This window comes from Streptomyces tremellae (genome assembly GCF_039540215.1).
Taxonomy (GTDB): Bacteria; Actinomycetota; Actinomycetes; order Streptomycetales; family Streptomycetaceae; genus Streptomyces; species Streptomyces tremellae.
Genome location: NZ_BAABEP010000027.1, coordinates 12,804 through 28,077, shown reverse-complemented (window position 1 = coordinate 28,077; position 15,274 = coordinate 12,804). Strand labels below are relative to the sequence as shown.

The 15,274-nt window shown below is 73.5% G+C and carries 13 protein-coding genes and 1 pseudogene; 6 read left to right on the top strand and 8 right to left on the bottom strand.

The window, feature by feature from the left end; genetic code table 11:
- Positions 1-216: 216 nt before the first annotated feature.
- From ABEA77_RS19045 to clpS, 3 genes are all read right to left on the bottom strand, one after another.
- Positions 217-1,701, bottom strand: coding sequence for an amino acid permease (locus ABEA77_RS19045; protein WP_345648757.1), 1,485 nt, complete (start codon positions 1,699-1,701; stop codon positions 217-219).
- 160 nt (positions 1,702-1,861) lie between these two features.
- Positions 1,862-2,458 (bottom strand): DUF2017 domain-containing protein, encoded by a 597-nt coding sequence (locus ABEA77_RS19040; protein ID WP_345648754.1) that lies wholly within the window; start codon positions 2,456-2,458, stop codon positions 1,862-1,864.
- Positions 2,458-2,763 carry an ATP-dependent Clp protease adapter ClpS gene (gene clpS, locus ABEA77_RS19035; protein ID WP_345648752.1) on the bottom strand — a complete coding sequence of 102 codons (306 nt, stop codon included), beginning with the start codon at positions 2,761-2,763 and terminating at the stop codon, positions 2,458-2,460. The genes ABEA77_RS19040 and clpS overlap by 1 nt, the downstream gene beginning before the upstream one ends.
- A gap of 259 nt (positions 2,764-3,022) precedes the next feature.
- Here clpS and ABEA77_RS19030 point away from each other — a divergent pair, with 259 nt between their 5' ends.
- Together ABEA77_RS19030 and ABEA77_RS19025 are read left to right on the top strand one after the other, a co-directional pair.
- On the top strand, positions 3,023-4,351 hold the full coding sequence (locus ABEA77_RS19030) for a nicotinate phosphoribosyltransferase (RefSeq protein ID WP_345648750.1): 1,329 nt from the start codon (positions 3,023-3,025) through the stop codon (positions 4,349-4,351).
- Positions 4,352-4,423: 72 nt separating this feature from the next.
- On the top strand, positions 4,424-5,026 hold the full coding sequence (locus tag ABEA77_RS19025) for an isochorismatase family protein (protein ID WP_345648747.1): 603 nt from the start codon (positions 4,424-4,426) through the stop codon (positions 5,024-5,026).
- Positions 5,027-5,202: 176 nt separating this feature from the next.
- Here the strand turns inward: ABEA77_RS19025 and ABEA77_RS19020 are convergent.
- Together ABEA77_RS19020 and ABEA77_RS19015 are read right to left on the bottom strand one after the other, a co-directional pair.
- Positions 5,203-5,508 (bottom strand): annotated as a pseudogene (locus ABEA77_RS19020) (hypothetical protein); the annotation flags it as partial.
- 125 nt (positions 5,509-5,633) lie between these two features.
- Positions 5,634-8,060 (bottom strand): immune inhibitor A domain-containing protein, encoded by a 2,427-nt coding sequence (locus tag ABEA77_RS19015; protein ID WP_425588319.1) that lies wholly within the window; start codon positions 8,058-8,060, stop codon positions 5,634-5,636.
- Positions 8,061-8,500: 440 nt separating this feature from the next.
- On the opposite strand from ABEA77_RS19015, the gene ABEA77_RS19010 reads away from it, so the two are divergent.
- Positions 8,501-8,833 carry a hypothetical protein gene (locus ABEA77_RS19010; RefSeq protein ID WP_345648743.1) on the top strand — a complete coding sequence of 111 codons (333 nt, stop codon included), beginning with the start codon at positions 8,501-8,503 and terminating at the stop codon, positions 8,831-8,833.
- Between the two features lie 54 nt (positions 8,834-8,887).
- On the opposite strand, the gene ABEA77_RS19005 is transcribed toward ABEA77_RS19010, so the two are convergent.
- Both ABEA77_RS19005 and ABEA77_RS19000 read right to left on the bottom strand, forming a co-directional pair.
- Entirely contained in the window at positions 8,888-9,625 is a 738-nt protein-coding gene (locus ABEA77_RS19005; RefSeq protein ID WP_345648740.1) for an RDD family protein, read from the bottom strand.
- Between the two features lie 98 nt (positions 9,626-9,723).
- Positions 9,724-11,142, bottom strand: coding sequence for an RDD family protein (locus ABEA77_RS19000; RefSeq protein WP_345648737.1), 1,419 nt, complete (start codon positions 11,140-11,142; stop codon positions 9,724-9,726).
- A gap of 514 nt (positions 11,143-11,656) precedes the next feature.
- Here ABEA77_RS19000 and ABEA77_RS18995 point away from each other — a divergent pair.
- The 3 genes from ABEA77_RS18995 (at position 11,657) to ABEA77_RS18985 (ending at position 14,117) form a co-directional block, all read left to right on the top strand.
- A complete protein-coding gene (locus ABEA77_RS18995; protein WP_345648734.1) occupies positions 11,657-12,475 on the top strand; it encodes a thioesterase II family protein in 819 nt (272 codons plus the stop codon).
- Between the two features lie 137 nt (positions 12,476-12,612).
- Positions 12,613-13,104 carry an SsgA family sporulation/cell division regulator gene (locus ABEA77_RS18990; RefSeq protein ID WP_345648731.1) on the top strand — a complete coding sequence of 164 codons (492 nt, stop codon included), beginning with the start codon at positions 12,613-12,615 and terminating at the stop codon, positions 13,102-13,104.
- Positions 13,105-13,349: 245 nt separating this feature from the next.
- Positions 13,350-14,117, top strand: a complete 768-nt coding sequence (locus ABEA77_RS18985) for a CDP-alcohol phosphatidyltransferase family protein (RefSeq protein ID WP_345648728.1) — start codon at positions 13,350-13,352, stop codon at positions 14,115-14,117.
- 573 nt (positions 14,118-14,690) lie between these two features.
- On the opposite strand, the gene cynS is transcribed toward ABEA77_RS18985, so the two are convergent.
- The gene (gene cynS, locus ABEA77_RS18980; protein ID WP_345648898.1) at positions 14,691-15,134 is read right to left on the bottom strand and encodes a cyanase; all 444 of its coding nucleotides are present in this window, start codon (positions 15,132-15,134) and stop codon (positions 14,691-14,693) included.
- Between the last annotated feature and the right edge of the window lie 140 nt (positions 15,135-15,274).

Sequence of the window (15,274 nt, the reverse complement as noted above, 5' to 3'; positions counted from 1 at the left end):
GCGGGGAGCAGGCGGGGAGCAGGCGGTGCGCCGGCCGGGAGCAGGCGCGGAGGCCAGGGTCTTTGCGTTTGGCCCAGGGCGGATCAGGGAGCGGGGGCCTGCGCCGTGTGTCGCACGGCACAGGAGGGGGTCATGGCGGAGCCCTGGCGACCGACGACAACGCCGCGAGACGCGGTGCCGGGACACGCGAGCCCGGCGTGATCCACACGAGAGGCCCTACTCGGCGGGCGCCGCCGCCGGCCCCGCGCCCTCGCCGTCCGCGGGGCCCGGGTCCTCGGCCCGGTCGTGCGGGGCCCGCCGGTCGTCGGGGAGGTGGGCGCCGCGCCGCTTCAGCGCCTGCCAGCCCGCCCCGAGCCCGGCGGCCCACAGGGCGCCGACGTAGAGGCAGACCCGGGTCTCGGTGCCGTACGCGATGAGCGCGGTGACGAGCGCGAGGAAGGCGAGCGCCACCCAGCTGAAGAGGGTGCCGCCCGGCGCGGGGAACGCGGAGGCCGGCAGCAGGCCGTCGGCGACGGCCCGCCGGTAGCGGATGTGGCTGACGAGGATGACCGACCAGGTCCAGATGCCGCACGCGGTGGCGACGGAGGTGACGTAGCCGAACGCCTGCTGCGGCACGAGGTAGTTGAGGACGACGCCGACGCCCATCACGGCGACGGAGACGGCGGTGCCCACGGCGGGCGCGCGGCGGGCGTTGAGCCGGGCGAAGGCGCGCGGCGCGTGCCGGTCGGCGGCGAGGCCGCGCAGCATGCGGCCGGTGGAGTACATGCCCGAGTTGCAGGAGGAGAGCGCGGCCGTCAGCACGACGAAGTTGACGATCCCTGCGGCGAGGGGGATGCCGATCTTCTGGAAGGCGTGCACGAACGGGCTGGTCCCCGCCGAGAACTCGGTCCAGTCGACGACGGCGAGGATCACCGCGAGGGAGCCGACGTAGAAGATCACGATCCGCCAGGGCAGCGTGTTGATGGCGCGGGGCAGGATGCGCCGCGGGTCGGCGGACTCCCCCGCGGTGACGCCGACGAGTTCGACGGCGACATACGCGAACATCACGCCCTGGAGGGTCATCAGGCTGGAGCCGACGCCGTGCGGGAAGAAGCCGCCGTGCGCCCAGAGGTTGTCGGGCGAGGCGGTGGGCCCGGCGTCGGAGAAGCCGAGGGTGAGGACGCCGAGGCCGATGAGGATCATGCCGAGGATGGCGGTGACCTTGACCATCGAGAACCAGAACTCGACCTCGCCGAAGACCCGTACGGAGATGAGGTTGACGCAGAACAGCACGACGAGGAAGACCAGCGCGCCGGCCCACTGCGGGATGCCCGACCACCAGAAGTGCAGGTAGATGGCGGCGGCGGTGAGCTCGGCCATCGCGGTGACCACCCACATCAGCCAGTACGTCCAGCCGGTGGCGTAGCCGTAGAAGGGGCCGAGGAACTCCCGCGCGTAGGAGGCGAAGGAGCCGGACACCGGCCGGTAGAGCAGGAGTTCGCCGAGGGCCCGCATGATGAAGAAGATCACCAGGCCGGCCAGGGCGTACATCAGCACGATGGAGGGGCCCGCCTGGGCGATGTTGGCGCCCGCGCCCATGAAGAGGCCGACGCCGATCGCGCCGCCGATCGCGATCATCTGGACCTGGCGGCCGCCGAGGCCGCGCTGGTAGCCCTCTTCCGGGGCGGCGGGGAGCGGCGGGGGCGCCGGTCGGGTAGTCATGGGTACAGCCCAGCGGACAAAGCCCGGAAACCATGCATATCATCCGCAAATCGGTCGGATAATTACCCCGCCCGGCCGAAGATCACGACGACGGGCGCCCGCCGGCGCACGCACGGGGAGCGGCGCCCGCGGTCGTCGCTCGCGCACCACGCACGGCGCCTCACGGAGTCAGGGTCTCGATCAGCGTCTCCTGGAGCGCCCCGAGCCAGAGGTACGCCATCACCATGGGCTTGCGCGGGTCGGAGTCCGGCAGCCGGTACAGCTCGCCGTCCTCGTCCTCGTCCGCCACCTCGAGACGGGTGCCGATGGTCAGCCGCAGGTCGTTGAGGGTGCCGAGCCACTGCCGCGACGCGTCGGGGGTGAGCTTGAGCACTCCCCCGCCGTCACCCTCCGCGGCCACCGCGTCGAGGGAGCGGATCACGGCGAGCGCGTCGGCGCGCTTGCGGCCGCGCAGGTCGTTCTCCGTGAAGCGGCGGAACTCGGCGGAGTAGCCCCGGAGTTCCCCGTCCTCCCGGCCCGGCTTCGCCGGGTCCCCGTACGCGTCGGGGAAGAGGCGCCGCAGCGCGGGGTCGGACGGCGGCTCGCTCGGGCCCTCGGTGAACAGCGACGCGAGCGGGTCGTCCTGCTCCGCGGGCTCCTCGCCCGGCCCGATCAGCTCGGCGAGCTGGAGGGCGAGCGAGCGGAGGATGGAGATCTCGACCTCGTCGAGCGCCACGGCCGCGCCGCCGCCCGGGAGGGGCTCGAAGTGCCCGGCCATCAGCCGCGGTCCTGGGAGAGCGTCGCCCACAGGCCGTAGCCGTGCATGGCCTGCACGTCGCGCTCCATCTCCTCGCGGGAGCCGCTGGAGACCACGGCCCGGCCCTTGTGGTGCACATCCATCATCAGCTTGTGCGCGATCTCTTTCGAATAGCCGAAGTACGTCTGGAAGACGTAGGTGACGTAGCTCATGAGATTGACCGGATCGTTGTGGACGATGGTCACCCAGGGCACGTCCGGCTCGGGGACGACAGAGGTCTCCTCTGCCGATTCCGGCCGCGTGATCTCACTCGGAGCAACACTCACGGTTCGGGACGACCTTCTCTTCCATGCCGGGGCGAGAGGCGGAGCGCCCGCGGCACCACCTCGTCACGGTGTGCCGCGATTCACAGCCTCGTGCACCCCATGCTGCCACCCGGAGGGTGCCGTCGCACAAACGGCCCTGGTGAGCGGCGTCCTGCCGCGCGGTACCCCGCTGACGCCCGGCGGGGGCCCCGTGGGCGGCACGACGGCTCCCCGAGGGGAAATCGTCACTCTGACGAGTAAGGGGGGTAGCATCCTTCATATGAACACTCCGGACCTGGGACTGCCGGTGGATGTGCCCTCCACCGCCCTGTTCACCGACCAGTACGAACTCACGATGCTCCAGGCCGCCCTGCGGGCCGGCACGGCGGAGCGCCACTCGGTGTTCGAGGCGTTCACCCGGCGCCTGCCCGAGGGGCGGCGCTACGGCGTGGTGGCCGGCACGGGGCGGGTGCTCGACGCGGTGGAGAACTTCCGCTTCGACCCGGGCGTCCTCGGCTTCCTGCGCGAACAGCGGATCGTGGACGAGCGGACCCTCGACTGGCTGGCCGACTACCGCTTCACCGGCGACATCTGGGGCTACCCCGAGGGCGAGGTGTACTTCCCCGGCTCGCCGATCCTGCGCGTGGAGGGCTCCTTCGCGGAGTGCGTACTGCTGGAGACGGTGATCCTCTCGATCCTCAACCACGACTCCGCGATCGCCGCCGCCGCGTCCCGGATGTCCGCGGCGGCGGGCGGCCGCGGCCTGATCGAGATGGGCGCGCGCCGCACCCACGAGCTGGCGGCGGTGGCCGCCTCCCGCGCCGCGTACGTGGGCGGCTTCGACAGCACCTCGGACCTGGCGGCCGGATTCCGCTACGGGATCCCCACGGTCGGCACCAGCGCGCACGCCTTCACCCTGCTGCACGACTCGGAGCGCGACGCGTTCCGCGCGCAGGTCGACTCGCTCGGCCGCGGTACGACGCTGCTGGTCGACACGTACGACGTGGCCGAGGCGGTGCGCACGGCGGTGGAGGTCGCGGGTCCCGAGCTCGGGGCGGTACGGATCGACTCGGGCGACCTGCTGCTGGTCGCGCACCGGGTGCGCCAGCAGCTGGACGATCTTGGCGCGGTGGACACCAGGATCGTGGTCACGTCCGACCTGGACGAGTACGCCATCGCCTCGCTCGCGGCCGCGCCGGTGGACGCGTACGGGGTGGGCACGCAGCTGGTGACCGGCAGCGGCCACCCGACCTGCTCCATGGTCTACAAGATCGTGGCCCGCGCGCAGTCGGCCGACGCGGCGGCGCCGCTCCAGCCGGTGGCGAAGAAGTCGACGGGCGGCAAGACGTCGGTCGGCGGGCGCAAGTGGGCCGCGCGGCGGCTCGACGCCGAGGGCGTCGCCGAGGCCGAGGTCGTCGGCACCGGACCCGTGCCGCAGGAGCTGGCCGGACGGCAGCTGCTCGTCCAGCTGGTCAAGGGCGGCGAGGTGGTGTCGCGGGAGTCGCTCGACGCGGTGCGCGAGCGCCACATCGCGGCACGGGCGGGTCTGCCGATGTCCGCGATGCAGCTGTCGCGGGGCGAACCCGTGCTCCCCACGGAATTCGTGTGACGATATGAGTGACGGCTTGGACACGGTAGGCCCGGAGGACACCGGGCAGGGACCGGATGGGGGGCTGCGGCCATGCAGCGCGCGCTGATCGTGGTGGACGTGCAGAACGACTTCTGCGAGGGCGGCAGCCTCGCCGTGGGCGGCGGCGCCGACGTGGCCGCCGCCATCACGGAGCTGATCGCCCAGTCCACGGCGGGCTACCGCCATGTGGTCGCCACCCGCGACCACCACATCGACCCCGGCAACCACTTCGCACGGCCGCCCGCCGCCCCCGACTACGAGCACACCTGGCCGGTGCACTGCGTGGCCGGGACCGAGGGCGTCGGCTTCCACCCGAACTTCGCGCCCGCCATCGCCTCGGGCGCGGTCGCGGCGGTCTTCGGCAAGGGCGAGTACTCCGGGGCCTACAGCGGCTTCGAGGGCGCCGACGAGAACGGGCTGCCGCTCGCCGAGTGGCTGCGCGAGCGCCGGGTCACCGAGGTCGACGTCGTCGGCATCGCCACCGACCACTGCGTGCGGGCCACGGCGCTCGACGCGGCCCGCGAGGGGTTCGCGACCCGTGTGCTGCTCGACCTGACGGCGGGCGTGGCCCGCCGCACCACCGACCGCGCCGTGGAGGAGCTGCGCGCGGCGGGCGTCGCTCTCACCGGCGAGCCGGTGGTCAGGGCCGCCTGAGGCCGTGGGCCCGGAGCCTGAGGGGCCGCGCGGGTCAGCCCGCGCACGGGCCGTCGAGGAGCCGTCCGTCAGCCGCCCGCGCGCACCCGGGGCGCCGGCGGCAGGTGGCGCCAGGGCGCCATCGGCTTGCGGGCGAGGCCGGGCCGCGTGGGCCCCGGCTGCCAGGTGCGGCCCGGCCTGAGCAGGGCCCGGATGGGGCGCCAGAGCGCGTCGGCGTCGCCCGGGCACTGGGGGGTGGCCCGCCAGAGCAGGCCCTCGGGATGGTGCAGGACCGCGGTGACCTCGTCGGGTGTCGGCGGCTCCGCGTTCCCCCGCAGGTAGACGGCGCGCAGTCCGAGGTTGCGCAGCCTGGTCAGGGCTCGCGCGCGGTTCTGCGCGTGCACGAGGACACGAACCGTGCCGCCTTCGGCCGCGGGTCTCGGCACGGTCAGCGCCACCACCACTCTGCCGTTCGGGAGCCTGCTGAAACCTCCGCCTGCCATGATCCTTCCTCTCCCCCCGCGAGACCCCGTGTCAATAAGAGATGCACAGCTGCACCTAAACACGATCGGCCGCCGCCCGCTAGAGGGGCAACGGCCGATCATGGTTTGACCTGCGGTTTTGATGCTTAACGGGTCGAGGGTCCCACATGGAGTGTCATGGTCGCGCCACTGATGGGCTGGCTCAGGATCGTGATCCTGGTGCGGGTGTCAGGAACCTTGACGCTCCCCTGGGGGTTCGCCGGGTCCCAGTAGCCGCCCCGGTGGTCGTCGAAGGCGACCACCCCGGCCTGCGGCCTGATCCGGGTCGGCCGGTCCGCCTTGTGGAGCGTGAAGCCCGGCGTCGGGTACCAGCTGAACGGCGCGTCGAACGGCTGGATCCGGTTGCGCATCACCGTCCCGTCCGACCAGCGCAGCGCCTTCGGGTGCGCGTCCACCGGCAGGATGAGCCCCTCGCCCGGGTGCACACTCGTGTTGTTGTCGGCCTGCGAGGTGTCCCAGTACCAGACCAACATGCCGTTCTGGTACGCGTAGTGCTCGACGGTGAGGTCCTTCGGCTCCGTGAAGCCGAAGTTGTACGGGCCGGTGCGCAACGTCCGGTCGTAGCTGGTGTACTGGCGGTTCTCCACGACGTAGTACTGGTCGTAGTCCTTGGTGAAGGACCCGCCGATGCGGGAGAAGCCCGCCGCGGTCCAACCGCCGTCCGCCGTCTCGGCGTTGTCGGTGAACAGCGGGGTGCCGTCCGCGACCACCGAGAGCTCGTCGGCGGCGAACCCCTTCTGCGCCACACCGCCGTCGGTGAGGTAGCGGAAGCGCAGGTCGACCTTCTGCCCCGCGTAGGCGTCGAGCGGGTAGACGAGCTTCTCGTACGCGCCGGACGTGCCGGTCAGCGCCGGTTTGTCGCCGCCGTCACGCGGGATGGCGGCGCCGTCAGCGGTGCCGTCGAGCGGCGTCCAGTCGGCGCCCCCGTCCGTCGACACCTCGGCGTAGAGGTAGTCGTAGCCGGACTCGATGTCCCACCAGCCGTCCAGTGTGAGCGAGGCGGCGGACCTGCCGGTCAGGTCGACCGAACGGGTCAGCGTGTTCTTGAGGTTGTCCCCCATGCCGCTCCACCACTGGGTGGCGCCCTGCGCGGGCTCGACGACCGTGGTCGTCTTCTGCTTGGGCGGCAGGGTCACCACCAGCGCCTGCGGGTCCTTGGTGTTGTACTCGGACACGCCGAGCTTCACCGTGGAGCTCCTCGCCGCCTTGGCGCGGGCGTAGTCCAGCCAGCCGAGTTGGAGCTTGTCCCACGCGGACATGTCGCCCGGCAGGTCGCCGATCGCGTCCTTGCCGGTGCCGAGCCAGGAGCCGGCCGACATCAGGTCCCAGAAGGCGGTGGAGTTCTCGCCGCCCGCGGTGTCGTAGTTGTCGGGCAGGCCGAGGTCATGACCGTACTCGTGGGCGAAGACGCCGAGTCCGCCGTTCTCCGGCTGCATCGTGTAGTCGCCGACCCAGATGCCGGTGTCGCCGATCTGCGTGCCGCCGGCCCTGTTGTCCGCAGGACCGGTCGCGCCGGCGTCGGAGCCGTACGCGTACCAGCGGTGCGCCCAGATGGCGTCGGTGGCCTGCGCGCCGCCGCCCGCCGACTCGTCCTCGCCCGCGTGCACGATCTGGAAGTGGTCGATGTAGCCGTCGGGCTCGTTGAAGTCGCCGTCGCCGTCGTAGTCGTAGCGGTCCCACTGGTCGTACTGCGCCAGGTCCGCCTTGATGTCGGCGGTCGACTCGCCCTTGGCCTTCTGGTCCGCGACCCAGGCGTTGACGCCGTCGCGCACCGCGTCCCACACCGAGGGGCAGGTGGTGCCGCCGCAGTAGTTCGAGCCGTAACGGGCCTCGTTGTAGGGGATCTTGACCCAGTCCGTGACCTCGCCGTCGACGGAGTAGCGGCCCGAGGACTGCTTCTCGTAGTACGTCTTGAGCGACTCGCGCTGCGCGCCCTTCGCGTCCTTGCCGGTGCCGAAGTAGAGGTCCTTGAAGTGCTTCTGGTTGTAGTCGGCCTGCCACGCGGTGGAGTTGTCCACTCCGCGGTCGGGCTCGGCTATCGCGTTGTGCACGGGCCCCGGCGTGCCGCCGTACTGCGTCACGGGCGGCTTCGGCCCCTCGGGGCCGTCCGGGTCGTACGTCGTGGTGTCGTCGACCTTGTCGCCGAACTCCACGAGGATCGTGAAGATCCGGTCCGTCTTCTCGCGCCCCAGCTCGACGTACTTGCCGCCGCCGAGCTTCACCACGCTGGAGGGGCCGCGCCTGACGGCCGTGCGGTGCCCCGAGAGCACCTGCCCGAGCGCCGCCTTGCGCTCGCCCTCCTGCCGCTTGGTGAAGGGGCCCGGCAGGTCGTGCTCCGCCTGGCCCGGCTGCGGCGCCGGGTCGCGGCGCTCCACCTGCCGCGGGGCGGGGCGTTCCTCGGCCTGTGCCGTGGTGATGGCGGAAGCGGTCGCCGCGGTCACGGCGAGCACCGCGGCCACCGCCGCGGCGCGCCGCACCCGTCTCGCCGGTCTCGCCGGTCCTGTCCTGGTCACTCGCTGGTGTCCTCCCCCGCGTCCCGGCCGGCGGCCGTCCGTCCTCATGGGGGCCGTCCGTCCGAGCCGGTACGCGCCTGTACCCGGCCTGTGCGCGCGCTGTACGCGCGTCAAGTGGCGCTATTGGACCGGAGTTGACGAAGAAATGACAGTCTTGACTTGTTCACGACGGTTCCAGTATGGAAAGCAGAACATTCGATGATCTTTTCTTGAGGATGCCGGGATGCCGGGATGCCCCGGGGATGCCCGGGGTGGCGGCCCCGCCCCAGGGCGCACCGGGCACCGCGGGGGCGGTCGCATGAATCCGTGCGCCCCCTGTGCATCCGTACCGTGGGTTAGGTCACGCTTACCGCACGTTCGCGTCGGGCAACCAGAGTCGTAGGGTCGCGCCGCCGGTGCGGCCCGCAGGCACGCACCCGCTCTTGAGGGACGGAAACGCCATGCCGCGTCCTAACACCGCACAGCTCGCCTACGGTTCAGCCACCGTCGTCTGCTCGGCCGTCGCCATGCTCCTGCTGTCGGGCGCCCCGGCCGGCATCGGCACCGTGGTCATCGGTGTCGCCGCCCTCGCCCTCGGACTGCTCGTGTCGCTCTCGGTGCCCGCGCCGCGCCGGACGCGGGCCGCGCGCGAGGCCACGGCCCCTGCCGAGAGCACGGCGAGGCCGGCCGACGGCTCGATGGCGACGGCGGCGCCACGGGTCGGCGCGCCCCGCGCGCACGCGGGCGCCGGATACGGCGTGGCCCGCGTGGGCGGGCACTCCGCGCGCCGGTAGCCGCGCCCCCTCTCTCCCGCTCCCACCGCGAGGACGCCCTCCCGGCGCGGGGCCCTACGCCGTGACGACGACCGTCTTCGCCGCCTTGTCGTGCCAGCCCTGTTTGTACGGGCGACTCGACACGATCGTCAGCGCGATGACGATCCACCAGATGCAGTAGCAGCACAGCAGGGCGGGCAGCCACAGCACGGTCGCCCGCAGCAGCGAGGGGCCCGTGCCGGGCACGGAGCCGTCGGCGAGCATCCCCACCCGCAGGCCCAGCCACCGCTTGCCCAGCGTCTGCCCGCGCGAGCGGGTCATCAGGGTGTCGTAGCCGATGTACACGACGAGGGAGATCAGCGTCCACAGCCACTGCGTGCCGGTGTTGAACTCGTCCCCGAGCCGGTCGGCCTCGCTCTGCCCGTTGGAGGTCGACAGGTCGAAGCCGTTCGCGGCGAGGGAGATGACCGCGAGCGGGATGGCGATGATCAGCGCGTCGATGATCCGCGCCACGAGGCGCGTACCGAACGGCGCGAGCGGCGGCATCCCGGCGAGCGGGTCGGCCCCGCCGTAGGGCTCGCCGAAGGAACCGCCGCCGTAGGGGCCGCCGCCCTGCCCGTAGGGGCCGCCGCCCTGCCCCCCGCCGTACGGGCCCTCGCCACCGCCGTAGGGGCCGGACGGCGGCTGTCCGTACGGGCCCTCGCCAGGGGGCGGCGCCGAGTCTCCCGGCGGCGGCTGCCGCGGCGGCTGCGGCCGCTTCAGGAAGGGATCGTCCTCGGGCGGCTGTCCGGACGGCGGCTGGTCGTTGCTCATAGGGGCAGTGCACATCGCGGCGCGGCGCGCCGCCAACCCTCGGCGCCGTTCGGGCGAACGAACGGGCGGATCCCGGCGTACGGCGCGGGCCCCGCGCGTCAGCCGACCGGGCCCGCCACGAACGTGCGGGCGGCCTTGTCGTGCCAGCACTGCCGCCAGGGCCGGTCGAACACGCACCACAGCGCGTTCAGCACGCCCACGGCCACCATGCCGAGCACCCCGTACAGCAGCCAGCGCACGAGCGCGCTGCCGAGGCGCGGCGGCTCGAACGCCTCCACGTCGAGGACCCGCAGGCCGCAGACCTTCTTGCCCAGGGTGCGCCCCCACCTGGCGGTCGGCAGCGCCTCGTAGAGCGCGCCGAAGACCAGCACGGCCACCACCGCGACGGCCAGATAGGCGCCGGTCGTGCCGTCGAGCAGATAGACCGTGACCGTGCGGCCCGACTGGCGGGCGGCCTCGATCTTGTCGTCGAGATGGGCGCGGGCGCGCAGCGCGAGCGGTCCCGCGACGGCGCAGGCGACCGCTCCGAGGACCACGGAGTCGATCAGACGGGCAAGGAACCTGCGGCCGAGCCCGGACGGGCGCGCGCTCGCCTGGGCCCTGGCCGCCGCCTGGAACGGGTCGTCCTTCGGCGGCTTCCACGGCACGACCGGCGGCTCGCTCCCGCCCTGCGCGGGGACGGCGGGCGCCGTCGCGAACGGCACCGGAGGCGCGGCCGGGGCGGGGGCGGGCGCCTGCGCGAACGCGTGCACCTGCTGCGCCCAGGGCGCGGCACCGGCGGGCGGCACGGGGCGCGGGGCCTGCTCCTGCGCCGTGCGCCTGCCGCTCGGCAGGGCGGCGGGCGCGGCGGGCGCGGCAAGCTCGCCACGCGCGGCCTCGGCGGCAGGCGCCGGGCCGTGGGCGGCGCCTGCCTCTTCTTCTTTGGCGCGGCCCGCGGCGGCGAGGGCCCGCATCGCGGCGCCTGAGTCGACCGGCTTGGCGGAGCGGGGCGGGCCCACGTGCCGGCCTGCGTCGTCCACCGCACGGGAGGGCAGCGGCTCGGGCGCGTCGGCGTCCTGGGCCGTGCGCGCGGGCGGCACGGCGGTCAGGCCGGTGGGCGGGGCCGCGGAGAGTTCCGAGGGGTCGGCGGGTGACGCGGCCCGCGGGTCGGCGGGCGCGCCCCAGGCGATCCGGCGGTCCACCTCGCTCCCGAAGCCCGCCTGGCGCGCCGTGTCGGCCTGCCAGGCGGAGGCGGGCTCCTGCGGGACGGGCGCGGCGTCCGGCCCGTCGGCGACGCCCGCCGCGGGGTCCTCGTCGAAGAAGACGGGCCCCGTCTCCTCCGCGGCCCGCGGCGAGGTGGTCTGCGGTGCGGCCTGCGCGCGGGGGTCGGCGGCCTCGCTCCCCGCGGGCGCGGGCCTGCTGGTGCCGGGCACCCAGGCAGCGCCGTTCCAGTACCGGACATAGCCCGGGATGGACGGATCGGGGTAGTAGCCGGCCGCGGGCCCGCCGTCGCCGGCTGCCGATGTCGGGGCGCTCATCACCGTGGTCCCGTATCTCCTCAAGTGCCTTTGTTTCAAGGCTTCACATCTATCAGAACACCGGCCGCCGCCGGGGCGGTCCTCTCCTTTGCGCCACTTTTCGGTCACGGAGTTGTCACACAACGTGATCGGCGTATCGGCAGCCCCCGCGGACGTCCCGGCCGCCGCCCTCGGGCCGCTTCCGGCGCGGGTGCGGCGGTGGACGGCAGCACGGTACCCGGCCGGGGGCCTGTAGGGGGACCGCGCGGAGCCCCGCCGGGCGGCCGGAGTGCCCCGGGACGGCGTCAACCCGGGCGCCCGGCGGGCCGTGACACGGAACGGTCGCTTGACGCCGGCGCTTGACACGGGCGCTTGACAACCACTGCGCCTCCGGCTCCCGCCCCCCCACCCGTACACGCCCGCCGCGCGCCTTCTGCGACCCTGTGGTTCCGCGGGCGCCACCGCCCGCGTACCCGTACCGCACCCCGGGCGGCACGCGCCCGCACCACACCGACCGAGAGGCAGGGACCGCGCCATGAGTCACGCAGCGACGCCGTCAGGAGCGGCCGGGGCCGCGGAGCCGGGGCGTGCGGACCCGGACATGTGGCTGCGGCGGCTGCGTGCCACGCCAGAACCGGCCCCGGAGGCGCCGCTGCTGGTCTGCTTCCCGCACGCGGGCGGCGCCGCCTCGTCGTTCCGGCCCCTCGCGGCGGCGCTCGGCGGGGCCGCGGAGACCGTGGCGGTGCAGTACCCGGGGCGGCAGGACCGGTACGCGGAGCCCTGCGTCGACGACCTGGACGAGCTGGCCGCCCTTGTCGCGGAGGCGCTGCGGCCGGGCGACGGCGAGCAGGAGCGGCCGACGGCGTTCTTCGGGCACAGCATGGGCGCGACGCTGGCCTTCGCGGTGGCCCGGCTGCTTGAGGGCGCGGGGACCCGCGGGCCCGTGGGCCTGTTCGCCTCCGCCCGCAAGGCGCCCTCCGTGCCGGAGGAGCGGCGGGTCCACCTGCTCGGCGACGCGGAGGTGGTCGCCGAGCTGAAGTCCCTGGGCGGCACGGCCGCAGGCGCGCTGGACGACGAGGAGCTCGTCCGCCTCGTCCTGCCCGCGGTCCGGAGCGACTACCGCGCGCTGGAGACGTACCGCCCCAGGCCGGGGGAGCGGCTCGGCTGCCCCGTGACGGCGGTGCTCGGCGACGCCGACCCCCGCGTGTGCCCTGCCCAGGCCGCGGCCTGGGCAGGGCACACGCGGACGGACTTTTGGATACGGGTGCTGCCCGGCGGCCACTTCTATCTGAACGACCAGGTGGAGGCGGTCGCAGACCTGGTGCGGGAGCGGCTCGCCGCGTGGGTGGGCTGAGCCCCGTACCCCTGCCGGAAAAGAATCTTGGAGAAGTTCGGAGAAGTCGCGTCATAGCCGCGGGGCACCCCGCTCTCTCCCAGTACGGCGCCCGGACAACCAGTCCCGGGGCCGAACGAGGGAGAGGACGAAGCACCATGGGCGCCACCAACACCGTCGTGGAACGGGAACTCGACATCGAGCTGGTCCTGTCGCCTGAGCACAGCGTGGCGGTACCCGCCAGGCTGACGTACCGGACGGCGGACCCCTACGCGGTCCACATCGCCTTCCACATCCACTCGCCGAACCCGGTGCACTGGACGTTCGCCCGGGAGCTGCTGGTGGAGGGCGTGTTCCGGCCGTGCGGGCACGGCGACGTACGGATCTGGCCGACGCGCGTGAACGGGCACGGCGTGATCAGCCTCGCGCTGACCTCGCCGGACGGGGACGCGCTGCTCCAGGCGCCGCTCGGCGCGCTGTACCAGTGGCTCGAACACACGCTGCGGGTCGTGCCGCCCGGGACGGAGACGGACCGGCTCGGCCTCGACGAGGGCCTGATGGCGCTGCTCGCTCCGACCCCCGCCGACGACCTGTGGCTGCGGGACCCGTGGCCCTCTGACGGATCCGACTGCCAGGACGCCGGGGAGTGACTCGCGTCACAGGGACGGCACTTCGCGGTCCTGCGCAAACTCCGCCGGCGCCGGGCGCGCCCGTAGCGGAGTCCTTACGCGCGGCCACCTGCCGTTCACGCACCGGGAACGGGGGCCGGCGCCGCGCAGGGGACGGCACGGGCCCCCGGCGGTGCGTGAACGGCAGGTGGCCGGGGAGGGGCGACCGGTGGTCCTCTACCCTTTGGGCGACACGGGTCGGCGGAGGGCGAGAGGGAACACCGAAGATGACGACTGCTCCGGCACTGGCGGAACTGCGCGAGGTCTGCCAGCCGAACGCGAAGCTCGCGAGCCGCAACGGCGAACACTGGGCCGGCCGCCTGTACATGCGGACGATCTCGCTGCACGCGACGCGGCAGCTCGTCCGCACCCGCGTCACACCGAACGCGCTCACCTGGACCATGGTGGTGTGCGGTGTCCTCGCGGGCGTGGCGCTGCTCATCCCGGGCCTGTGGGGCGCGCTGCTCGCGGCGGTCCTCTTCCAGTTGTTCCTGCTGTTCGACTGCGTGGACGGCGAAGTGGCCCGCTGGAAGGGGCAGAACAGCGCGGTCGGCATCTATGTCGACCGCCTGGGCGCCTACTTGGCGGACGCGGCACTCCTCGTCGGCGCCGGTTTCCGCGCGGCGCGCGGCGGTTCGGACCTGTGGGTGTCCGTGGGCCTTGCCGCGGCCCTCGGCATCGTGCTGCTGAAGGCGTCGACGGACCTGGTCGACGTGGCCCGCGCGCGGCGCGGACTGGCCGTCGCCACCGAGGATTCGACGGCGCCGCGCGCCCAGTCGATCGCCTTCGCACGGCGCGTGGCGTCCGCGTTCAAGATCCACCGCATCACCAACGGCATCGAGGCGTCGCTGCTGCTGCTCGCCGTGGCGATCGTGGACGCCGCACTCAACAGCACGGAGCCGACCAGGATCGCCGTCGCGGTGATCGCCGCGGTGAGCTGGATCATGGTCGTCGCCCACCTGGCCTCCATCATGAACTCCTCGCGCCTGCGCTGACGTCGACCACCCCGGCGGTCACACGGCGGTCCTTCGACGCCCGCGGCCCGCGCCCCGTATCCCGCTCGGATCGGCACGCGGCGCCATGTCGGCGGGTGCGGGAGAGCGCGGGAGTGCGCTGTTCGGACTGGCAGCGGTGGGCGGGATCGGCGTCACCACCGCCAGGGGTTTCCTGTACGCGGGCGGCAGGCCGGGAGCGCTGCCGCCCGGAGCGGCTGACGCCCGCGCGGTTCGCGGACGGGCCTGGAGGCGTCTTCGGGCGCCACCCCGGTTTCTCCGCCGCAACCACGCGCAGGGCGTGGCCGTACGGGCCGCTTCGCGGCCGTCACCGACGCCGCCGCGCTCTGCGGGGGCTCGTGCACGCGCTCGCGGTGAGGGACGGCCTGCCGCGCCGGATGGCGCTCGGGCGGGGCGGCCCGCGCGCCGCGCGGATGACGGACCGCCGGAGCGGCGGGTGGGCGCACGCCGCTTTGTCGGCCGCCGGTGCGGCCGGCCCCGCACGGGGCGCCGGCCCGCAGCCGCCGGAAGCGTCCGGCGGCCGGTCGGCGAGGGCCGGTGCGGCCGGCCCCCGTGTCACCACTCGTAGGGCAGGTACTTGCCGTCGAGGGTGATCACGATCCGGTCGCCCTTCGGATGGGGCACGCGCTCCACGTCGAGCTTGAAGTTGATGGCGCTCATGATGCCGTCGCCGCACTGCTCGTGGATGAGCTCCTTGATGGTCGGCCCGTAGACCTGGACCACCTCGTAGAGGCGGTAGATCGTCGGGTCGACCGGGACGGGCGTGTCGAGCCCGCCGCGGTAGGGCTGGCTGCGGAAGGCGAGCACGGCGTCCTCGCCGAGTTCGAGCAGCGCCGCCGCGCGCTCGGCCTCCTGCTCGCCCATCGGGTGCTGCCCGAGCAGCGCGGCGGTCGTCCAGGCGAGCGGCCTGCCCACGGTCTCGGCGAGCTGCGCCCAGGTCACGCCGGTACGGATCTTGGCCTGGCGCACGGCCTCCGCGGCTTCCTTCTTGGTGAGCATGCCGGTCCCCTTCCACTCCACGGCGCGCTGGGGGCGCACTGCATACAGAATACAATATGCCGACTCGGAGGAAGTCCACACCGGAGGTCCGGGAGCCGGGAGCCGGATCCCTCCGGCCGCACTATGTTTAGTAGCGGAAC